This is a genomic window from Amycolatopsis sp. ATCC 39116 (assembly GCF_000231075.2).
GTDB classification, from domain to species: domain Bacteria; phylum Actinomycetota; class Actinomycetes; order Mycobacteriales; family Pseudonocardiaceae; genus Amycolatopsis_E; species Amycolatopsis_E tucumanensis.
In genome coordinates this window covers 118,882-140,148 of record NZ_AFWY03000013.1, presented here as the reverse complement: position 1 = coordinate 140,148, position 21,267 = coordinate 118,882, and the positions used below count along the sequence as shown (strand labels likewise).

The window sequence follows — 21,267 nt, the reverse complement described above, 5'->3', positions numbered from 1 at the left end:
ATCGGGTTCGGGAGGGCTCAATCGGGGCGTAGCGAAGCGAAGCCGGCGATTGAGAAACCCGCGTAGCGCCTACCGCCGAGCAGCCACAGCCGAAGCCAACCGATCCAACAGCTCCCCCGTGCTGCGCCAATCCAGGCACGCATCGGTGATCGACTGCCCGTATGTCAGCTCGTCGGCGCGCCCCAGCACGAGATCCTGCCGCCCGGCCTCGAGGAAGCTCTCCAGCATGATCCCGGCGATCCCGCGCTCGCCGGCGGCGATCCGGTCCGCGATCTCCCCGGCCACGACGCCCTGGCGGACGTGGTCCTTGCCGCTGTTGCCGTGGCTCGCGTCGATGATCACCCGCTCCGGCAGCCCGGCCTTCGCCTGCCGCGCGAGCGTGTCGGCCACCGTCGCGGCGTCGTAGTTCGGGCCCGCGGAACCGCCGCGCAGGATGACGTGGCAGTCGGGGTTGCCCGCGGTGGTGAACAGCGCGGCCAGGCCGTCGTTGTTGATGCCCGCGAACACGTGGCTCGCCGCCGCGGCGCGGGTCGCGTCCACCGCCACCTGCACGTCGCCCTCGGTGGAGTTCTTGATCCCCACCGGCATGGACAGCGCGCTGCACAGCTGGCGGTGCACCTGGCTCGCCGCGGTCCGCGCGCCGATCGATCCCCAGCTCACGGTGTCGGCGATGAACTGCGGCGTGATCGGGTCCAGGAACTCGCACCCGACCGGCAGCCCCAGCGCGGAGATGTCCAGCAGCAGCTTGCGCGCCATCCGCAGGCCCTTGTTGACGGCGTAGCTGCCGTCCAGGTCCGGGTCGTTGATGAGGCCCTTCCAGCCCAGCGTGGTGCGCGGCTTCTCGAAGTACACCCGCATGATCACGTGCAGCTCGTCGCGCAGACCGGCGGCGTGCTCGGCCAGCCGGTGGGCGTAGTCGAGGGCGGCCGCGGGGTCGTGCACCGAGCACGGGCCGACGACCACGATGAGGCGGTCGTCGTCGCCGCCCAGGATGTCGACGGCCGACGACCGGCCCTGCGCGACGGTCTTGGCGATCGCCGCGTCCACCGGCAGCTCCTGCCGCAGCAGGGCGGGGGAGATCAGCGGGCTGACGCCGAGCGTGCGCTGGTTGTCGAGGCCTTCGGTGACGTCCGCGGGGCCTGCGCTGAGTGTCGAGGCGCTGGGAGACATGTGCGGGGGTTCCTTTCGGTGACCGGCCCGCGCGAGTCCCTGACGAGCCGGTCGATCATCCGGCTCCAGGGTGGAAGGTCAGCGCGCAGCGAGGCCGCCGGCTGGCCCACCCAGGGCCGGCCCGCTAAACCAGAAATAGCGCTGCACGTCCGACACCCTAGCAGCCCCGCCCGCCGCTTTACCGATCAAGGGTGACTACCGCTACTCTGGCGGTCGCCAGGTGTGACCAGCACAACTTTTCGGAGGTCTGATCAGATGCGTGTCGGCGTGCTGACCGGTGGCGGCGACTGCCCCGGGCTCAACGCGGTCATCCGCGCGGTGGTCCGCAAGGGCATCGAGGCGCACGGGTGGGAGATCGTCGGCTTCCGCTCCGGCTGGCGCGGCCCGCTGACCGGGGACAGCCGTCCGCTCGGTCTCGACGACGTCGAGGAGATCCTGATCCGCGGCGGCACCATCCTCGGCTCGTCGCGGACCAACCCGTACAAGGAGGAGGGCGGCGTCGAGAAGATCCGGGCCGTGCTCGCCGAGCAGGGCGTCGACGCGCTCATCGCGATCGGCGGCGAGGACACCCTCGGCGTCGCGAAGAAGCTCACCGACGACGGCATCGGCGTGGTCGGCGTGCCCAAGACGATCGACAACGACCTCGCGGCCACCGACTACACGTTCGGCTTCGACACCGCGGTGCACATCGCCACCGAGGCGATCGACCGGCTGCGCACCACCGCCGAGTCGCACTACCGCGCGATGGTCGTCGAGGTCATGGGACGCCACGCGGGCTGGATCGCGCTGCACGCCGGCCTGGCCGGCGGCGCCAACGTCATCCTGGTCCCGGAGCGGCCGTTCTCCGTCGAGCAGGTCGTCGAGTGGGTCGAGCGCCGCTTCGAGAAGATGTACGCGCCGATCATCGTCGTCGCCGAGGGCGCGGTGCCGGAGGGCGGCGCCGAGGTGCTCCGGACCGGGGAGAAGGACGCGTTCGGTCACGTCCAGCTCGGCGGCGTCGGCACCTGGCTGGCCGACGAGATCGCGAAGCGCACCGGCAAGGAGTCGCGCGCGGTCGTGCTCGGGCACACCCAGCGCGGCGGCACGCCGACGGCCTACGACCGCGTCCTCGCGACCCGCTTCGGCCTGCACGCTGTGGACGCGGTCGCGGACGGCGACTTCGGCACGATGGTCGCGCTGCGCGGCACCGACATCGTCCGGGTCAAGCTCGCCGAGGCGACCGCGGAGCTGAAGACCGTGCCGCCGGAGCGCTACGAGGAGGCCGAGGTCTTCTTCGGCTGAGATTGCGAGGGGCGCAACGGAACCGCCGTTGCGCCCCTACTTTCGTCGTACAGATTGGTCTGAACCATTGTCCGAGTGGTCCAGTCCTCTTACCGTGCGGATGTCCCCTTCGGCTCCCAGGGAGGCATCATGCGCAGACTCGCTCTCGCGTTCGGCGGCTTGTTCGCGGCGCTCCTCATGACGGTCACCGCCGCGCCGCCCGCGGCGACCGCGGCGCCCGTCGGCAAACTGCTCGGCTACTTCGCCGAGTGGGGCGTCTACGACCGGGCGTACTACGTCAAGAACATCCACACCAGCGGGTCGGCGGCCAAGCTGACCCACATCAACTACTCGTTCGGCAACGTGACCAACGGGCAGTGCACCGTCGGCGACAGCTACGCCGCCTACGACATGGCCTACACCGCCGCGAACAGCGTGGACGGCGTGGCCGACACGTGGGACGCCGGCGCGCTGCGCGGCAACTTCGGGCAGCTGCGCAAGCTCAAGCAGATGTACCCGAACCTGAAGGTGCTGTGGTCCTTCGGCGGCTGGAACTGGTCCGGCGGGTTCGGCCAGGCCGCGCAGAACCCGGCCGCGTTCGCCGAGTCCTGCTACAACCTGGTCAACGACCCGCGCTGGGCCGGCGTGTTCGACGGCATCGACATCGACTGGGAGTACCCGAACGCCTGCGGCGCCACCTGTGACACCAGCGGCGCGGGGGCGTTCACGAACCTGATGTCGGCGCTGCGGTCGAAGTTCGGCGGCAAGCTGGTGACCGCCGCGATCACCGCGGACGGCTCGTCCGGCGGCAAGATCGACGCGGCGGACTACGGCGGCGCGGCGCGCTACGTCGACTGGTACAACGTGATGACCTACGACTACTTCGGCGGCTTCAGCCCGACCGGACCGACCGCGCCGCACTCGCCGCTGACCTCCTACGACGGCATCCCGGCCGCGGGCTTCTACTCCGACGCGGCGATCCAGAAGCTCAAGTCGAAGGGCGTGCCGGCGAGCAAGCTGCTGCTGGGGATCGGGTTCTACGGCCGCGGCTGGACCGGCGTCACGCAGGCCACCCCGGGCGGCACCGCGACCGGACCCGCGCCGGGCAAGTACGAGCAGGGCATCGAGGACTACAAGATCCTCAAGACGCGCTGCCCGTCGACCGGCACGATCGCGGGCACCGCGTACGCCAAGTGCGGCTCGGAGTGGTGGAGCTACGACACCCCGGCGACCATCACCGGGAAGATGAGCTACGCCAAGAGCCAGGGCCTCGGCGGCGCGTTCTTCTGGGAACTGTCCGGCGACACGGCCAACGGGGAACTGATCACCGCGATGAACTCCTAGTCCGGCGGGGAACCCGCCCGGTGCAGCTCGCCGGGCGGGTTTTCCCGTGCCAGGCGGAAGATCTCGGCCAGCACGCCGGTGTCGAGGTCGGCCAGCCGCTTGAAGCGGATGCAGCTCTTGCCGATCGAGGCCTTCGGCAGCGCGTCGGCGTAGCTCTCGGCGAGGTAGCGGCCGCCGACCACCGCGCTGACGTACAGCGAGATGTAGTTCTTGTTGCTCTTCAGAGCGATCACCGTGGAATCGCCTTCGCGGCCGCTGGCGTAGCGGTAGTGGTAGGGGCCGTAGCCGAGCATCCCGAAGGCCGTCGTCGGCGCCAGCTCGGGCACCGTGTCCCGGATCAGCTCGTGCAGCGCCCGGATGTCGCTGCGGCGCGGCTCGTCGAGCGCGTCGATGTAGCTGTCAGGCGTGTCCATCCTGAGGATTATCGTGGCGCGGTGACGAAGTTCGCCGGATTCGGAGAGCACGCCGTCGAGTTCTACGACGGTCTGGAGGCCGACAACTCGAAGCCGTACTGGGAGGACCACGTCGAGGTCTACCGGTCCGACGTGCGTGGCCCGATGGAGGCGCTGCTCGCCGAGCTGACGCCGGAGTTCGGGCCGGGCTTCGGCGAGGGCAAGGTGTTCCGCCCCTACCGCGACGTGCGGTTCTCGCATGACAAGACCCCGTACAAGACCCACTGCGGCGGGGTCGTCGAGCAGGGCCGCGGCGGCGGCGCCTACTACGTGGAGGTGTCGTCGGCGGGACTGCGCGTCGGCGGCGGCTGCTTCCACCTGCAGTCCGACCAGCTGGCGCGCTACCGGCAGGCGGTCGACACCGAAATCCACGGCAAGGCGCTGGCCGACATCCTGGCCAAGCTGCGCCGCGCCGGGTGGACCATCGCCGGTGACGTGATGAAGACGAAGCCCCGCGGCTACCCGGACGACCACCCGCGCCTGGAGCTGCTCAAACACCGCTCGCTGTACGCCGTGAAGTCCTGGGACCCGGACGACACCCTGCACGAACGCGCGTGCCTCGACCGGGTCCGCAAGGCCTGGCGGCAGGTCCGCCCGTTCAACGAGTGGGCCCGCGACCACGTCGGCATCAGCGAGAAGCCGCGCCGCTGACCGGAGGGCGCTTTACCGGCTGGGCTCTCTCGCGCGTGCGCTGTGCCGCGCCGCTGACCGGAGGGCGCTTCACCGGCCGGGCCCCGTCGCCCGTGCGCTGTGCCGCGCTGCTGACGAAAGCCCCTGCACCGGCGCCGGGGCAGGGCGCCGGAGAAGCTTCCCTCGACGGGGCACCGCCGCCCCGTCCAGGCTCCCTTCGCCAGACCCGGGCGCCGCTGACCAAAGCCCCTTCACCTGCGCCGGCGCCGCGCGCATCCTGACCGGATGAGCAACGCCGCCACCTTCCAGCTCGCCGCCGAGGGCCCGGCCGCCTACGAGCGCTACCTGGTCCCCGCGTTCTTCGCCGAGTGCGCCCGGCAGCTCCTCGACCTCGCCGCGCCGCAGCCGAATGACCAGGTTCTCGACGTCGCCTGCGGCACCGGCGTCGTCGCCCGCGCTGCCGAGCCGCTCGCCGCCGCGGTGACCGGTGTCGACCTCAACGAAGGCATGCTCGCCGTCGCCCGGTCCAAGCCCTCCGGCGTTCGCTGGCTGCACGGTGACGCCACCCGGCTCGACCTCCCGGACCACACCTTCGACCTGGTCACCTGCCAGCAGGGCCTGCAGTTCCTGCCCGACCGCGCCGCCGCCGCGCACGAGTGGCGGCGGGTCCTCAAGCCCGGCGGCCGGATCGCCGTCGCGATGTGGCGCGACGCCCGCTTCCACCCCCAGTTCGCCGCCCTGTCCCGCGCGTTCGAGGACCACCTCGGCCCCGAAGCCGGCGCCGCCCTGCGCGCGCCCTTCGCCGGGCCCCAGCCCAGGGAGCTGCGCGCGCTGTTCACCGACGCCGGCTTCACCTCCGTCCGCCTGCGCATCGGTCTCGTGCCGGTCCGCTTCGGCTCGGTCGCCGAGATGGTCGAGCACGAGGCGAGCGCCACACCCGCCGCCCCGGCCTTCGCCGCCGCGGCCGAGGAGACCCGTATCACCATCGTGGGTGAACTAGCCGCTGAACTCACCGATTGGGTGGACGACGACGGTCTGACCTTTCCGTTGGTGACCTGGCTGGTGAACGTTTCCTGAACCGTTCGAGAGATCGGTACAGACGTGCGCGGCACAAGCGACTACGCTATTGGGACGTGAGCCGACGCGCGAAGATCGTTTGTACTATGGGCCCCGCGACCGCCACCGCGGACAAGGTGCGAGCCCTTGTCGACGCCGGGATGGACGTGGCGCGGCTGAACTTCAGCCACGGCAGCCACGGCGACCACAAGCAGGTGTACGACCTGATCCGGGAGGCCGCGGCCGAAACCGGGCGCGCGGTCGGCATCCTCGCCGACCTGCAGGGCCCGAAGATCCGGCTCGGCACCTTCGCGGGCGGCCCGGTCGAATGGCGCACCGGTGACGTCGTGCGCATCACCGTGGAGGACGTCGCCGGCACCCACGACCGGGTCTCGACCACCTACAAGGGCCTGGCCAAGGACGCCAAGCCGGGCGACCGCCTGCTCGTCGACGACGGCAAGGTGGGCCTGGTCGTCAAGGGCGTCGAGGGCCCGGACGTCGTGTGCGAGGTCACCGAGGGCGGCCCGGTCAGCAACAACAAGGGCGTCTCGCTGCCCGGCATGGACGTCTCCGTGCCCGCCCTGTCCGACAAGGACATCGAGGACCTGGAGTTCGCGCTCGAACTGGGCGCCGACTTCATCGCGCTGTCCTTCGTCCGCTCGCCCGCCGACATCGACCTGGTCCACCAGGTGATGGACCGCGTCGGCAAGGGCCGCCGCCCGGTCATCGCCAAGCTGGAGAAGCCCGAGGCGGTCTACAACCTGGAAGCCATCGTGCTGGCCTTCGACGGCGTCATGGTCGCCCGCGGCGACCTGGGCGTCGAGTTGCCGCTGGAGCAGGTGCCGCTGGTCCAGAAGCGCGCCATCCAGATCGCCCGCGAGAACGCCAAGCCGGTCATCGTCGCGACCCAGATGCTCGACTCGATGATCAACAACTCGCGCCCGACCCGCGCCGAGGCCTCCGACGTGGCCAACGCGGTGCTCGACGGCGCGGACGCGGTCATGCTGTCCGGCGAGACCAGCGTGGGCCGCTACCCGATCGAGACCGTGCAGACAATGTCCCGGATCGTGGAGGCCGTCGAGGCCGACACCCCGGCCGTGCCGCCGCTGTCGCACGTGCCGCGCACCAAGCGGGGCGTCATCTCCTACGCGGCGAAGGACATCGGCGAGCGGCTCAACGCCAAGGCGCTGGTCGCGTTCACGCAGTCCGGCGACACGGTCCGCCGCCTCGCCCGGCTGCACACGCGGCTGCCGCTGCTGGCGTTCACGCCGGAGGAGAGCGTGCGCAGCCAGCTGGCGCTGACCTGGGGCACCCACACCGAGCTGGTGCCGTCGGTGGACTCGACCGACCGCATGATCAAGCAGGTCGACCGCGCGATGCTGGAGACGGGCCGTTACCAGGCCGGCGACCTGGTCGTCATCGTGGCCGGCTCCCCGCCGGGCACCGTCGGGTCGACCAACCTGATCCGCGTGCACAAGCTCGGTGAGGACGACCACGCCTGAGGGGCGCCCCGTAGGCTTCTCCGCATGACTGAGCTGGCTCGGGACGCCGCGGCGGGACTGGACGTCCAGGAAGGCGCCGGCGGGCAGGCCGTTCTCGACAACCTCGTCGCGCTGCTCGACCTGGAGCGCATCGAGGAGGACATCTTCCGCGGGGTCAGCCCGCCGCACTCGCCGGTGCGGGTGTTCGGCGGGCAGGTCGCCGGGCAGGCGCTGGTCGCCGCCGGGCGCACCGTGCCGCCGGAGCGGCGGGTGCACTCGCTGCACGCGTACTTCATCCGCGGCGGCGACCCGCGGGTCCCGATCGTGTACGAGGTCGATCGCATCCGCGACGGCCGGTCGTTCACCACCCGCCGCGTGGTGGCGGTCCAGCACGGCAAGGCGATCTTCGCGTTGTCCGCGTCGTTCCAGAAGTCGGAGCCGGGGCTGGAGCACGCGGACGCGATGCCGGAGGTGCCGGACCCGGAGACGCTGCCGACGTACGCGGAGCGGCTCGCCGAGTTCCCGCAGGCGCTGCCGGACGTGCGCAAACGCCCGCGCCCGATCGACATCCGGTACGTCAACGACCCGCCGTGGGTGACCAGGCAGACCGGCGAACGCCCGGGCCGCAACCAGGTGTGGATGCGTGCGGACGGCGTGCTGCCGGACGACCAGCTGCTGCACGTGTGCGTCCTGACCTACGCCTCGGACATGACGCTGCTCGACTCTCCGCTGGCCCGGCACGGCGTGTACTGGGACCTGGACCGCGTGCTCGGCGCCAGCCTGGACCACGCGCTGTGGTTCCACCGGCCCTTCCGCGCCGACGAGTGGTTCCTGTACGACACGGAGTCGCCGTCGGCGTCCGGCGGGCGCGGGCTCGCCACCGGCCGCTTCTTCAGCAGGGACGGGAAACTGCTGGCGACGGTGGTGCAGGAAGGGCTGCTGAGGGTGCTGCCACCGGACGGGCAGAACGCGCGGCAGGACTGAGGTTCCGCGTCCGGCCGCGGGGGTGTGGCGGTCCCTCAGCCGAGCGGGCTGAGGGAAGCCGTCCGCCTGCGCCGCAGGTGCTTGGTCCGCGGCCGCACCACGTCCTCGATCCCCGGGCCGAGGCTGAGCTGCGCGGCCAGGTAGGCGCGGCACGGCGTCCGGCCGCGGCGCCGGAACAACAGCCGGGACATGCGGCTGCGGCAGACCGGGCAGTGCCCGCGCGCGTCCGGCGCGTGCGTGGCGAGCGTGGCGCGCAGGGCTTCCACCAGCAGCGGGATCTCTCTGGCGGCGAGGTCGGCGGCCTGCTCGCGGTCGGCGAGGTCGACCGATCGGGCGAGATCGTCCAGCCGGCGCTGCACGGACGTCTGCAGTGGACCGACGATGGTGTCGCGGTCGAGCACGCCGCCTCCTGGGGAAGTTCAGTTCGCGCGAGCGAGATTACCCCGGCATTATGCAATTTGCAGACCGCTAATCGCGGAAGATACCTCAACGGGGTGAGCCGGAGGGGCCGGGTTTTCGGATTCTGCTGGTTAGATGGAGCGGGTTGTCCACGAGCCGCCGGGGGGAATGCGCGGGCCGGAGTGGAGGAGCGGACATGAGTCGCGGTCAGGGTCCTACGATTCGCCGTCGCAGGCTGGCGAGCGAGCTGCGCAGGCTGCGCGAGGCCGCCGACCTCACGATCGACGAGGTCGCCGAGAAGCTGGAGTGCTCCGCGTCGAAGATCAGCCGCATCGAGACCGGCCACGTCGGTGTCACCCCGCGCGACGCCCGCGACATGCTGGAGCTGTACGGCATGACCGGCGACGAGCGGGAAGCGCTCGTCCAGCTCGCCCGCGAGGCCCGCAAGCCGGGCTGGTGGCAGGCCTACAAGGAGGTCTTCACCGGCACCTTCGTCGGGCTGGAGGCCGACGCCAGCTCGCTGCGGGCCTTCCAGGCGCTGCTCGTGCCCGGCCTGCTGCAGACCGAGCCGTACGCGCGGGCCGTCATCCGCGCGATGCGCCCGGACGCCGACGAATCCGACATCCAGCGTCGCGTCGCCGCGCGCACGGCCCGCCAGCAGCTGCTGACCGACCCGAACCCGCCGGAGTACTGGGCCGTCATCGACGAGGCGGTCCTGCACCGCGTGGTCGGCGGGCCGGAGGTGATGGCGCACCAGGCCGAACGGCTGCTGACCGTCGCGCAGCTGCCGCACGTCACCATCCAGGTCGTTCCCTTCGGCGCGGGCGCCCACCCGGGCATGGAAGGCCCGTTCCTGATCCTCGGATTCCCGGAGCAGGCCGACCCCGATGTGGTGTACGTGGACAGCACTTCGGGTGGTTTTTTCCTCGAGCTGCCCCCCGATGTGCGCCGCTATATCCTCATGTTCGATCATTTGCGTGCGACGGCTCTGAAACCGGACGACTCGGTCGAGGTGATCGCCGCGGCCGCCGAACGTTTTTCCGGATAACGGTTGCCGGGTGAGCCGTACCAACGTGTGCCTGGGAAGTGAGGAGCGGGGAGAAATGTCCCATGTGGAGCCGTTTGCCCCGGTGTGGCGCAAGAGCAGCCACAGCGGCGGCGGGAACGACTGCGTCGAGGTCGCGATGATCGCCGGGGGAGTCGGCGTGCGTGATTCCAAGAACCCGGCCGCGGGTGAGCTGCACGTGTCCGCCGAGAGCTGGCGCGGGCTGCTCCGCGCCGTGGGTGCGCTCGACCGCGCCTGAGGTAAGCCGAACGGACGACCCCTTACACCGCCGAGCAGGGGACTGAGGCGGGGTAAGGGGTCGTTTCGCGTCCGGGTCGGGGTGATCGTCCGATGCCGGGGGCCTGCCCTCAGGACGACTCTGAGGTTCACAAGGGGAACTGGAAGAGCCGGAAGAGGGACTCCCGATGCGAAACGAGATCATGTACGACGCGGTCATGGCCGAGGTGGCCTACCGGCGCGAGCAGCTGGAGAAGGCGAGCCGTCCCGGCCGCCGCTGGTTCGGGCGCGCCAAGACCGAGGTCCGGGTGCCGGAGCAGCGCCGTCCGAGCACCGTCGAGCTGGCCCGCGCCCGGTAAGGGCCGGGCGTGGTTTCGCCCACGACGAAAAGGGTGCCGGGATTGTCGGTGGGGTGCGACAGAATGGTGCTCGTGCCCCGCCTAGGTTCCGGAATCCCACTGGTCGCCCGCGCCGACGAGATGCGACGGCTGCGTGCTGCCTTCACCGCTGCCGAGCGGGGTGAGGCGGGCGCGGTCCTCGTGTCCGGCGACGCCGGGGTGGGCAAGACCCGGTTGCTGACCGAGCTGTCCGAGCACGCCTCCTCCCGCGGCGCGCTCGTGCTGTCAGGGCGGTGCCTGGACGTCCGGGAGGGCGGTCTGCCCTACCTGCCGTTCGCGGAGGCGCTGGCGCCGCTGAGCCTGGACGACGATCCCGTGGTCGCCGAGGCGGTCCGGGTCCGGCCTGCGCTCGCGCGGTTGCTGCCGCAGGGCGGCGCGATGCCGCCGTCCCCGGCCGGCGAGCACCTGGTGCCGGACACGTCCGGCGAGCGGGACGTGCCGTACCGGGTCCGCCCGGAGCAGGACCTCGGGCAGCTGCAGCTGTTCGACGCGGTGCTGGGCGTCCTGACGCAGGTCGCCGCGCACCGGCCGGTGGTGCTGGTGCTGGAAGACCTGCACTGGGCCGACTCGTCCAGCCGGAACCTGCTGTCGTTCCTGCTCAACCGCCTGCGGGGGCAGCGGTTGCTGGTGGTCGGCAGCTACCGGGAGGAGGACGTGCACCGGCGGCACCCGCTCCGCGCGATGCTGGTGGAGCTGGTCCGCCTGCCGGTGGTCACGCACGTCGAGCTGCGGCCGTTCGGCACGGCGGAGGCGCGGGCGTTCGTCGAGGCGCTTGCCGACGGGCCGGTGACGCCGGAGATCGTCGCCTGGGTCGCCGAGCGGTCGGAGGGCAACCCGTTCTTCGCCGAGGAGCTGATGGCCGCCGGCGTCGAGTGCGAGGACCTGCCCGCGGGGCTGGCCGAGGTGCTGCTGTCCCGGCTGGAACGGCTGTCGCCGGAGGCGCGGCGGGTGGTCCGGACGATCTCGGCGGCGGGCGATTCGGTGGCGCACACGGCGCTGGCCGAGGTCACCGGGCTGGACGAGCTGGAGCTGGACGAGGCGCTGCGCGAGGCGGTGCACCACCACGTGCTGGTCATCGAGCGGGGCGCCTACACGTTCCGGCACGCGCTGCTGCAGGAAGCGGTGTACGCGGACCTCCTGCCGGGGGAGCGGGTCCGCATGCACGCCGCCTACGCCGAGCGGATCCGCCGCACGCCGCAGGGCCGCGGCCACGACGCGAAGCTGGCCTACCACAGCCTGCGCAGCCGGGACCTGAAGGCGGCGCTGCCCGCGTTGCTGCGTGCCGCCGAGGAGGCCGAGCGGCTGGGGGCGCCGGGCGCGGCGTTGCGGCACATCGAGCAGGCGCTGGAGATCTGGGACGCGGTGCCGGAGGCCGACCGCCCCGAGGGTGTCGACGAGCTGAAGCTGTTGCAGGAGGCGTCCTACTTCGCGGCCACCTCGGGTGAGCCGGAGCGGGCGATCGCCTACGGCCGGTCGTCGGTGCACAACCTGCGGCCCGGTGTGCCCCCCGAGAAGGCGGCGAAGGTGTGGCGGCGGCTGGCCGAGGTGCTGCTCAACGCCGAAGGCACGCTGCACGAGGCACTCGACGCGATCAACAAGGCGTGGGACTTGGTCTCCGACGGCGAGCCGAGCAAGACGCGGGCGTGGGTGCTGGCCACGCGCGCCGCGATCCTGCGCAACGCGGGGCAGTACGAGGACTCGCGCTGGAACGCGCACACGGCGGTCGCGGACGCGCGGGCCGTCGGCAACACCGGCGCGGAGGCCGCCGCGCTCGTGACGCTGGGCGCGCTGGACGACGCCGCGGGCGAGCCGGAGGAGGCCAGGGCCCGTCTGGAGGAGGCGGAGCGCAAGGCGCTGGACTCGGGGTCGCTGAACGTCGCCTTGCGGGCGGTCTGCTTCCTGGCGTTCAGCTACGAGGACCTGGGCGAGTACGGCCCGGCGATGGACATCTACCGGCGCGGCATCGAGCGGGCGGAGCAGACCGGGCTGACGTGGAGCATCTACGGCTTGGAGATGCGTGCGCGGCACCTGACGTTGCGGTACCTCAGCGGCGACTGGCCGGCGATGGCGAGCACGAACGCGCCGGCGCGGGGCGTGTCGAGTGTGCTGGCGGCTCGGATGACGTCGTCGTGGCTGCCGTTCGCGGTCGCGCGGGGCCGGGTGGACACGGCGCAGAAGTACCTGGGGGAGTTGCGGCCGCACTGGCGGGCGGAGCCGTTGACGGCGATCGTGAGCGGCGCGACGGGCGCCGAACTGTCGATGTGGCAGGGCGAGTACGAGCAGGCGATCGCGTGGGTGCGGAAGGTCATCGAGTTCCTGTTGTCGTTCGACGAGGGGTACCTGCTCGCCACCGTCCGCCTCGGCGCACTGGGGGTCGAGGCGGCCGCCGCGTGGTCGGCGAGCGCGCGGAAGCGCGGTGACCACGGCGTGGTCGAGCAGGCGGTAGCGGCGGGCCGGAAGCTGATCGAGCACGTCCGGTACGCGGGCGCGAACGGCAAGCCGCGGGCGCAGACGCTCGGCCCGGAGGGGCGGGCGTGGCTGGCACGGGCCGAAGCCTCCGCGAGCGGCCTGGAAGGCCCAGCGGACCCCGCACTGTGGGCGGCGGCCGTCGCCGCATTCGACTACGGCGCGGTTTACGAGCAGGCGATCTGCCGGTGGCACCACGCCGAAGCGCTGTTGTCCACCCAGGGCGACGCGGGTCTGGCCGCGAAGGAGTTGCTGGCCGCGCACGACGTCGCCGTCACCCTGAGGGCAGTACCCCTACGCGACGCGGTCCGCGAGGTCGCCCGGCGCGCCCGCATCGAAATCCCGGGCGTGGAGCCACAACCAGCCCCGCGCCCCACCGTCGACCCCCTGACGGACCGCGAACGTGCCGTGCTGGAACGAGTGGCACTGGGCCGGACGAACAAACAGGTCGGCGAAGAGTTGTTCATCAGCGAGAAAACGGTGAGCGTCCACCTGTCACGAGTGATGGCGAAACTAGGCGCCAACCGAAGAGCCGAAGCAGTAGCCATCGCCTACGACAAGGGCCTACTAACCTGACGGCGCACAGCGGCGTGCAGTGAACATAACCCGAGCTGGGTGGTCATCCCGTCGCCTGACACGCAACGATCACCTTGAGCCAGGGCCGCAACCCAGGCCGCCAACCGGCAGCCGAACATGCCAACCTTGCGGCCCTGGGTCAAGGTGATATGCACAAACCGGAAGGCGACGGGATGACCGCACAGCGACCACCTCGCCAGGGCGAGACGAGGCACCCACCCCTAGGTCATCCCGGAGCCTGCCCGTCCGGCGAGGACATCTCTTGATCTTTAAACCGCCGCCTGACACGGCGAAGAGCCCGCCCTGCGGGCGGAAACAGCGCCTCACGGCGCCAAACGGTCACCTTCCGACCACCCCCGCCCCCGATGCCTGATTGTGTTTCAGTCGCCGAGCAGGGTTGTCAAGGCGGGAAAGCGTGCCTTGACAACCCTGGTCGGCGACTAAAGATCGGCTGTGGATCGGGGGCGGGGGAGGTCTGGTTGGGGTAGTCGCTTGCTTTTACGTTGCCAGGCGGCGGTTTTTGTTGTGGGGCCGCGAAAAGAACAACTACCGGCGCGGTAGCTTGTCCAGCAGGCGGAGTCCGATCGTCATGCCCCGAGCCCAAACCTTCCCCGGCACCACGCGAGGCGGTCGAAGCCGGACGCCCCTCTGCACGGCGATCGACTGTGCTTCGGTGTACTTCAGCAGTCCCTCGGCGCCGTTCCGCCTTCCGAAGCCGCTGTCCTTCATGCCTCCCATGGGCAGGCCGACGCTGCCGAAGGTCGCCGCGTAGCCTTCGTTCACGTTGACCGTTCCGGCCTTCAACCGGGTGGCCACCGCCCATCCCGCGGCCGCGCTGCCGGACCACACGCTCGCGTTCAGGCCGTATTCGGTGTCGTTCGCGCGCTCGATGGCCTCATCCAGGTCCGTGTAGCCGTAGATCGCGACCACCGGGCCGAACGTCTCCTCCCGGAACAGCGCCACGTCCTCCGTCACGTCCGTGAGCACCGTCGGCTCGTAGAACAACGGGCCCAGGTCGGGACGGGCCCGGCCGCCCGTGAGCACAGTCGCTCCCTTGGCCCGCGCGTCCTCCACGTGGGCGCTCACCGCCGCCAGCTGGTCGGCGCTCGTCAACGAGCCCATGTCCGCAGCGAAGCCGAGTTCGGCGCCCAGCTTCAGCGCCTTCGTCTTCGCCACGAACGCCTTCGTGAACTCGTCCCGGATGTTGTCGTGCACGTAGATCCGCTCGACCGACACGCACAACTGCCCGGCGGAGGAGAAGCACGCCGTCACCGCACCGGCCGTCGCCTTCGCCACGTCGGCATCCGGCAGGACGATCATCGGGTTCTTGCCGCCCAGCTCCAGCGAATAGCCGGTGAGCCGCTTCGCGACCTTCTCCGCCAGCGCCTTCCCGGTCGGCGTCGAACCGGTGAAGCACAGGTAGTCCGACTCCTCGACGATCGCGTCGCCGATGCGCGAACCCCGGCCCAGCACGATCCGCCACACCCCCGCGGGCAGACCGGCCTCCTCGGCCAGCTCGTGCAGCCACAACGCCGACAACGCGGTCTGGTTGTCCGGCTTCTGCACCACCGCGTTGCCCGCCGCGAGCGCCGGCAGCACGTCCATCGCGGTCAGTGCCAGCGGGTAGTTCCACGGCGAGATGACCCCGACGACACCCTTGGGGTGACGCACCTCGCCCGCCTTCGTGGCGACCGGGATGACCCCGGCGGCGCGGCGGGCGCCGAGGATCTTCGCGCTGTGCTTGCCGTAGTAGCCCGCGACCAGGGCCGTCGCGCTGACCTCGTCGAACGCGTCGATCCGCGCCTTGCCAGCCTCCAGCTGCACCAGGTTCAGGATCTCCTCCTGACGGCCCAGAATGAGTTCCGCGAGCCGCTTCAGCACCCGCTGCCGCTCGGCCACCGGACGCGCCGCCCACGCCCGCTGCGAAGAGCGCGCCGCAGCGAACACCGCACGCACGTCTGCGTCGGTGGCCTGCGGAAGCGTCGCGGTCGGCAGCCCGGTGAACGGCGCGGTGATCTCCACCGGAGCGGAATCCTGACCGCCTTCGGCCCGCCGGGCGAGCTGCGCGGCGCGGGCCGCGGTGGGCGCGCCGGGGATCCCGCCGACGGTGTTCGGTCCCGTCGAAGCCTCACCCGTGTTCGCGGCAGTGCTGGTCATCGGCCCTCCTGGCGCTGGTCGGCGGCGTTACCGGCGAGTACAGCATACCGTCGGTATGGCCAGGATCCCTTTTCGTTCGGGAACGTCACAGTCGGAGATCCACACGTCTCAGGAGTGGGCGGCCGGCCCGGGCGAGGGCCGGGCCGGCCGCCTGTCACGCCACGTACCGCGCGAGGTGCTCGCCGGTCAGCGTCGCGCGAGCGGCCGCGAGCTCGGCCGGACTGCCCTCGAACACGACGCTGCCGCCGTCGCTTCCCGCGCCCGGTCCGAGGTCGATGACGTGGTCGGCGTGCGCGATGACCGCCAGGTGGTGCTCGACGACCACCACCGAGCGCCCGCTGTCCACCAGCCGGTCGAGCAGCTCCAGCAGTTGGGCCACGTCGGCCAGGTGGAGCCCGGTCGTCGGCTCGTCGAGGACGAGCACCGGGGCGTCGGCGGCCATGTGCACGGCGAGCTTGAGCCGCTGCCGCTCCCCGCCGGACAGGGTGGTCAGCGGCTGGCCGAGCGTGAGGTACCCGAGGCCGACGTCGCGCAGCCGCACCAGGATCCGGTGCGCGGCAGGCAACCCGGTGGCGAAGAACTCCGCGGCTTCGGCGACCGTCATCGCCAGCACCTCGGCGATGTTGCGCCCGCCGAGCCGGTGTTCCAGCACGTGGGCCTGGAAGCGGCGGCCCTCGCACTCCTCGCACACGGTGGTCACCCCGGCCATGAGCGCCAGGTCGGTGTAGACGACGCCGGCGCCCTTGCAGGCCGGACAGGCGCCTTCGGAGTTGGAGCTGAACAACGCCGGTTTCACCCCGCCGGCCTTGGCGAACGCGGCGCGCACCGGGTCGAGCAGCCCGGTGTAGGTCGCCGGGTTGGAGCGGCGCGAGCCCCGGATCGCGCTCTGGTCGACGACGACCACGCCCTCGTGCCGGGCCACGGCCCCGTGGACCAGCGAGCTCTTGCCGGACCCGGCCACCCCGGTGACCACCGTGAGCACGCCCAGCGGCACGTCCACGTCGACCTTCCGCAGGTTGTTCTCGGCGGCGCCGCGGATGGGCAGGGCCCCGGTGGGGACGCGCACGCTGTCCTTGACCGCGGCGCGGTAGCCCAGGTGCCGCCCGGTGAGCGTGCCGGAGGCACGCAACCCCTCCACGTCGCCTTCGTAGCAGACCTGCCCGCCCGCGGTGCCCGCACCGGGACCGAGGTCGACGACGTGGTCGGCGATCCGGATCGTCTCCGGCTTGTGCTCGACCACCAGCACCGTGTTGCCCTTGTCCCGCAGGCGCAGCAGCAGCTCGTGCATGCGGTGGATGTCGTGCGGGTGCAGCCCGACGGTCGGCTCGTCGAACACGTAGGTGACGTCCGTCAGGCTGGAGCCGAGGTGGCGGACCATCTTCACGCGCTGCGCCTCGCCGCCCGACAGCGTCCCGGCCGGCCGGTCCAGTGACAGGTAGCCGAGGCCGATCTCGACGAACGAATCCAGGGTGCGGGTCAGGTTCGCCAGCAGCGGAGCCACCGAGGGGGCGCTCAGCCCGCGCACCCACCGGGTCAGGTCGCTGATCTGCATGGCGCAGGCGTCGGCGATGTTGATCCCGTCGATGCGGGAGGCCAGCGCCGCCGCGTTCAGCCTCGCCCCACCGCACTCCGGGCACGCGGCGAAGGTGACCGCCCGCTCCACGAAGGCGTGCACGTGTGGCTGCAGTGCGTCCTTGTCCTTGGACAGGAACGACTTCCGCACCCGGTGGAGCAGGCCCTCGTAGGAGATACTGGACCCGCCGAGCCGGATCTTGGTCTGGTCGCGGTGCAGCAGGTCGTGCAGCTCGGTGTCGCTGTAGTCGCGGATCTTCTTGTCCGGGTCGAGGAACCCGGAGCCGGTGTAGGTGCGCACGAGCCAGCCGTCCGGGGTGAAGCCCGGGACCTGGATGGCGCCCTCGGACAGGCTCCGGTCCCGGTCGACGACGGCGCCGAGGTCGATCTCGGACACCTGGCCGGTGCCCTCGCAGCGCGGACAGGCCCCGGCGGGCAGGTTGAAGCTGTAGTGGAACCCGGGGCCGGCGCTGGGCTCGCCGAGGCGGGAGAACACGATACGCAGCATGGCGTGCACGTCGGTGGCGGTGCCGACGGTGGAGCGGGAGTTCGGGGTCATCCGCTCCTGGTCGACCACGATCGCCGTGGTCAGGCCCTCCAGGACGTCGACGTCGGGGCGAGCGGCCCGTGGCAGGGAGCCCTGGACGAAGGCGGAGTAGGTCTCGTTGATCAGCCGCTGCGACTCCGCGGCGATCGTGCCGAACACCAGCGAGCTCTTGCCGGAGCCGGAGACTCCGGTGAACACGGTGAGGCGGCGTTTGGGGATGGTGACGTCGACGTCGCGCAGGTTGTTGACGCGAGCGCCCAGGACGCGGATCAGGGCATGGCTGTCGGCGGGGTGTCCCATACCCCTACTCTATACACCGTACGGAGTACCCGTTCAGTCGCCGCGATAGGCGCTCACCGCGAGCCGCTTCCACTCCTCCAGCAGCTGCTTCCGCCGCGCGGGCGCGCCACCCAGCTCGGCGTCCAGCGCCAGACCGCGGGTGAAGTTCACCGTCAGCCAGAACAGCGTCTCCAGGCGCTCGCGGGGCAGGTCGGGCGCGAAGTTCCGGATCAGCGTCAGCGTTTCGCGGCCCAGGGCCCGGTCGACCGGCCGGATCGCCGCCCGCAGGGCCGGGTCGGTGCGCGCCGCGATCCACAGTTCGGTCGCTGCGGTGGCGAGCGTGCCGGAATAACCGGCCCACAGCAGGTCGATCGCCGCGGGAATGGCCTCCTCGCCGCTCGGCAGGTCCGTGAACGACTCCGCCAGCGCCGCTGTCCGCCGGCTCGTGAGATGCGCCACAGCGGCCGCCATCAGGTCGGCCTTGTCCGCGAAGTGGTGCTGCGCCGCCCCTTTCGACACCCCCGCCCTGGCGCAGATCTCCTGCATCGACGTGCGGGCGTAGCCGAGCTCGACCAGGCATTCGATGGTCGCGTCGAGCAGGGCGGTCCGGGTCTGCTCCCGGCGCTCGGCTTGTGTGCGGTGCCCCCGCGCGGTCACGTCGCCTCCTTTACCGGCGCTGTCCCCGGATGTACATTCCAGTCGGAACTTACATTCCGTCCGTAATGTTTTCCACCGCTGGAGGTCACCGATGCCGTTGCCCGCACCGAAGAGTTCCTGGGCGCAGGACCTGGGCGAGTTCCGCGAGCTGGCCCGCGCGTTCTGCCAGAAGGAGCTCGTGCCGCACCAGGAGCGGTGGAGCGAGCAGAAGTCCGTCGATCGCGAGCTGTGGACCAAGGCGGGCGAGGTCGGGCTGCTCGCCATCTCGATCCCCGAGGAGTACGGCGGCGGTGGCGGCACCTTCGCGCACGAAGCCGTGCTGTACGAGGAGCAGGCCCGCAGCGGCGACGGCTCCTGGGGCGTGTCCGTGCACAACGGGATCGTGGCGCACTACCTGCTGCACTACGCCACCGAAGAGAAGAAGAAGGAGTGGCTGCCCAAGCTCGCCAGCGGCGAGTGGGTCGGCGCGATCGGCATGACCGAGCCCGGCACCGGCTCCGACCTGCAGGGCATCAAGACCCGCGCGGTGCGCGAGGGCGACGAGTACGTCATCAACGGCGCCAAGACCTTCATCAGCAACGGCGGCATGGCCGACCTGGTGGTGCTGGCCTGCAAGACCGACCCGGACGCCGGCGCGGCCGGGGTGTCGCTGATCGTCGTCGAGACCAACCGCGAGGGCTTCCGCCGTGGCCGCGTGCTCGACAAGGTCGGCCTCAAGGGCCAGGACACCGCCGAGCTGTTCTTCGACGACGTGCGGGTGCCCGCGGCGAACCTGCTCGGCGAGGAGGGCCAGGGCTTCATCCAGATGATGCAGCAGCTCCCGCAGGAGCGGCTGATCATCGCGGTCACCGCGGTGGCGGGCATGGAGGCTGCGATCGACCTCACCATCGAGTACACGAAGGGCCGCACCGCGTTCGGCCGCCCGGTCTACAACTTCCAGAACAGCAAGTTCAAGCTCGCCGACGCCGCCACCGAGGCGGCCGTGGCCCGCGCGTTCCTCGACCAGTGCATCGAGCGGCACCTCAAGGGCGAGCTGGACGTGCAGGGCGCGGCCATGGTCAAGCTGTGGACCACCGAGCGGGCCAACAAGGTCGTCGACGACTGCGTCCAGCTGCATGGCGGGTACGGCTACATGACCGAGTACCCGATCGCGCGCGCGTGGACGGATCTGCGCATCTCCCGCATCTTCGGCGGGACCAGCGAGATCATGCGCGAAGTCATCTCGCGGACGCTCTGATGGCGGGACCACTCGCCGGGCTGAAGGTCGTCGAGCTGGCCGGTCTCGCCCCGGCGCCGTTCGCGGGCACGCTGCTGGCCGACCTCGGCGCCGACGTGGTGCGGGTCGACCGGGCCAAGCCGGGGGCGGACGTCCTCGGCGTGCCCAACGACCCGCTCACCCGCGGCCGCCGGACCATCGGCGTGGACACCAAGAGCGCCGAGGGCGTGGAGGTCGTGCTGCGGCTCGCCGACCGGGCCGACGTGTTCATCGAGGGGTTCCGCCCCGGCGTCGCCGAGCGCATGGGGCTGGGCCCGGAAGACGTGCAGGGGCGAAACCCGCGGATCGTCTACGGCCGGGTCACCGGCTGGGGCCAGGACGGGCCACTCGCTTCGGCGGCCGGGCACGACATCAACTACCTCAGCGTCGCCGGCGCGCTCGAACCCATCGGGCGCGCCGGGGATCGGCCGGTGCCGCCGCTCAACCTCGTGGGTGACTTCGCCGGCGGCGGGATGCTGCTGGCGTTCGGCATCCTCGCCGCGCTGCACGAGCGGACCTCCTCGGGTCGCGGGCAGGTGGTGGACGCGGCGATGGTCGACGGCGCGGCGCTGCTGATGACGCAGCTGTTCGGGATGCGGTCGGCCGGGATGTGGCCGAACGAGCGGGGCGGCAACGTCCTCGACGGCGGCGCCCCGTTCTACGACACCTACGAGACCGCGGACGGCAAGTACGTCGCGGTCGGGGCGATCGAGATGCGGTTCTGGGGCGACCTGGTGCGGGTGCTCGAACTGGACCCGGCGGAGCTGCCGGTGCACCTGGACTGGAACCAGTGGCCGCGGCTGCGGGAAATCCTGGCGTCGGCGATCGGCAAGTTCACGCGGGACGAGCTGGTGGCGCGGGCGGAGGGCACAGACGCGTGCCTGACGCCGGTGCTGAGCCCGTGGGAGGCGGCGGCGCACCCGCACAACGCGGCGCGCGGGACGTTCGTGGAGATCGGCGGCGTGGTCCAGCCCGCCCCGGCGCCGCGGTTCGACCGCACGCCGCCCGCGACGCCCGAGGCGCCCCACGAGAAGGGGGCGGACACCGAGGACGTCCTCGCCGAACTCGGGTACGACGCCGAGCGGGTCGCGGCGCTGCGAGCGGCGGGGGTGATCGCTTCCTGAGGCGGGTTCCACGCGGCCCGGCGGCCGCGATTCCTTTCCCCGCAACGGGGTACCGGCAAGGTGGGCGGCGCGCAGGTGATCGCCTCCTGACGCGCGTGCGACAGATCGTTTAGAGTGGTCACAAGTCCCGGCTGGGCACGCAGCGTCACAGCGTCCAGCCATCCGTGTGAAGGGGTGT

18 protein-coding genes are annotated in these 21,267 nt (G+C 71.3%); 12 read left to right on the top strand and 6 right to left on the bottom strand.

The features are described 5' to 3' along the window. Window positions 1-69: 69 nt before the first annotated feature. Window positions 70-1,170: a 3-deoxy-7-phosphoheptulonate synthase gene (locus AMY39116_RS0317035; protein ID WP_020418838.1), complete on the bottom strand. Its 1,101-nt coding sequence runs from the start codon at window positions 1,168-1,170 to the stop codon at window positions 70-72. 255 nt (window positions 1,171-1,425) lie between these two features. Between AMY39116_RS0317035 and AMY39116_RS0317030 the strand changes: the two genes are divergently transcribed. Continuing rightward, window positions 1,426-2,451 (top strand): 6-phosphofructokinase, encoded by a 1,026-nt coding sequence (locus tag AMY39116_RS0317030; RefSeq protein WP_020418837.1) that lies wholly within the window; start codon window positions 1,426-1,428, stop codon window positions 2,449-2,451. Window positions 2,452-2,580: 129 nt separating this feature from the next. Then, window positions 2,581-3,774: a glycosyl hydrolase family 18 protein gene (locus AMY39116_RS0317025; RefSeq protein WP_020418836.1), complete on the top strand. Its 1,194-nt coding sequence runs from the start codon at window positions 2,581-2,583 to the stop codon at window positions 3,772-3,774. On the opposite strand, the gene AMY39116_RS0317020 is transcribed toward AMY39116_RS0317025, so the two are convergent. Continuing rightward, window positions 3,771-4,187 (bottom strand): DUF1801 domain-containing protein, encoded by a 417-nt coding sequence (locus AMY39116_RS0317020; protein WP_020418835.1) that lies wholly within the window; start codon window positions 4,185-4,187, stop codon window positions 3,771-3,773. The two genes, AMY39116_RS0317025 and AMY39116_RS0317020, sit on opposite strands and share 4 nt — an antisense overlap. A 21-nt stretch (window positions 4,188-4,208) precedes the next feature. Between AMY39116_RS0317020 and AMY39116_RS0317015 the strand changes: the two genes are divergently transcribed. The 4 genes from AMY39116_RS0317015 to tesB all read left to right on the top strand — a co-directional run bounded on the left by AMY39116_RS0317015 (window position 4,209) and on the right by tesB (window position 8,377). Beyond that, window positions 4,209-4,877, top strand: a complete 669-nt coding sequence (locus tag AMY39116_RS0317015; protein WP_020418834.1) for a DUF2461 domain-containing protein — start codon at window positions 4,209-4,211, stop codon at window positions 4,875-4,877. A 264-nt stretch (window positions 4,878-5,141) separates the two neighbouring features. Beyond that, on the top strand, window positions 5,142-5,933 hold the full coding sequence (locus AMY39116_RS0317010; protein WP_020418833.1) for a class I SAM-dependent methyltransferase: 792 nt from the start codon (window positions 5,142-5,144) through the stop codon (window positions 5,931-5,933). 56 nt (window positions 5,934-5,989) lie between these two features. Then, a complete protein-coding gene (pyk, locus tag AMY39116_RS0317005; protein ID WP_027935993.1) occupies window positions 5,990-7,414 on the top strand; it encodes a pyruvate kinase in 1,425 nt (474 codons plus the stop codon). A gap of 24 nt (window positions 7,415-7,438) precedes the next feature. Continuing rightward, complete coding sequence (gene tesB, locus AMY39116_RS0317000; protein ID WP_020418831.1) at window positions 7,439-8,377, top strand: acyl-CoA thioesterase II; 939 nt, start codon at window positions 7,439-7,441, stop codon at window positions 8,375-8,377. Window positions 8,378-8,412: 35 nt separating this feature from the next. Here tesB and AMY39116_RS0316995 read toward each other — a convergent pair whose 3' ends face one another. Further along, window positions 8,413-8,778, bottom strand: coding sequence for a hypothetical protein (locus AMY39116_RS0316995; RefSeq protein ID WP_020418830.1), 366 nt, complete (start codon window positions 8,776-8,778; stop codon window positions 8,413-8,415). A gap of 194 nt (window positions 8,779-8,972) precedes the next feature. Here AMY39116_RS0316995 and AMY39116_RS0316990 point away from each other — a divergent pair, with 194 nt between their 5' ends. The 4 genes from AMY39116_RS0316990 (at window position 8,973) to AMY39116_RS0316975 (ending at window position 13,498) form a co-directional block, all read left to right on the top strand. Continuing rightward, window positions 8,973-9,824 carry a helix-turn-helix transcriptional regulator gene (locus tag AMY39116_RS0316990; protein ID WP_020418829.1) on the top strand — a complete coding sequence of 284 codons (852 nt, stop codon included), beginning with the start codon at window positions 8,973-8,975 and terminating at the stop codon, window positions 9,822-9,824. 55 nt (window positions 9,825-9,879) lie between these two features. Then, entirely contained in the window at window positions 9,880-10,080 is a 201-nt protein-coding gene (locus tag AMY39116_RS0316985) for a DUF397 domain-containing protein (RefSeq protein WP_039791576.1), read from the top strand. A gap of 166 nt (window positions 10,081-10,246) precedes the next feature. Continuing rightward, complete coding sequence (locus AMY39116_RS46830; RefSeq protein ID WP_020418827.1) at window positions 10,247-10,417, top strand: hypothetical protein; 171 nt, start codon at window positions 10,247-10,249, stop codon at window positions 10,415-10,417. A gap of 63 nt (window positions 10,418-10,480) precedes the next feature. Further along, window positions 10,481-13,498 (top strand): helix-turn-helix transcriptional regulator, encoded by a 3,018-nt coding sequence (locus tag AMY39116_RS0316975; protein ID WP_020418826.1) that lies wholly within the window; start codon window positions 10,481-10,483, stop codon window positions 13,496-13,498. Between the two features lie 546 nt (window positions 13,499-14,044). On the opposite strand, the gene AMY39116_RS0316970 is transcribed toward AMY39116_RS0316975, so the two are convergent. From AMY39116_RS0316970 to AMY39116_RS0316960, 3 genes are all read right to left on the bottom strand, one after another. Further along, window positions 14,045-15,655 carry a succinic semialdehyde dehydrogenase gene (locus AMY39116_RS0316970; protein ID WP_020418825.1) on the bottom strand — a complete coding sequence of 537 codons (1,611 nt, stop codon included), beginning with the start codon at window positions 15,653-15,655 and terminating at the stop codon, window positions 14,045-14,047. Window positions 15,656-15,809: 154 nt separating this feature from the next. Continuing rightward, the gene (locus AMY39116_RS0316965) at window positions 15,810-18,074 is read right to left on the bottom strand and encodes an excinuclease ABC subunit UvrA (RefSeq protein WP_020418824.1); all 2,265 of its coding nucleotides are present in this window, start codon (window positions 18,072-18,074) and stop codon (window positions 15,810-15,812) included. A gap of 33 nt (window positions 18,075-18,107) precedes the next feature. Further along, the gene (locus AMY39116_RS0316960; protein ID WP_020418823.1) at window positions 18,108-18,710 is read right to left on the bottom strand and encodes a TetR/AcrR family transcriptional regulator; all 603 of its coding nucleotides are present in this window, start codon (window positions 18,708-18,710) and stop codon (window positions 18,108-18,110) included. 91 nt (window positions 18,711-18,801) lie between these two features. Between AMY39116_RS0316960 and AMY39116_RS0316955 the strand changes: the two genes are divergently transcribed. Together AMY39116_RS0316955 and AMY39116_RS0316950 are read left to right on the top strand one after the other, a co-directional pair. Then, window positions 18,802-19,947, top strand: coding sequence for an acyl-CoA dehydrogenase family protein (locus AMY39116_RS0316955; protein WP_020418822.1), 1,146 nt, complete (start codon window positions 18,802-18,804; stop codon window positions 19,945-19,947). After that, entirely contained in the window at window positions 19,944-21,089 is a 1,146-nt protein-coding gene (locus AMY39116_RS0316950; RefSeq protein ID WP_027935992.1) for a CaiB/BaiF CoA-transferase family protein, read from the top strand. Before AMY39116_RS0316955 ends, AMY39116_RS0316950 begins: the two co-directional genes overlap by 4 nt. The last annotated feature ends 178 nt before the right edge of the window (window positions 21,090-21,267 follow it).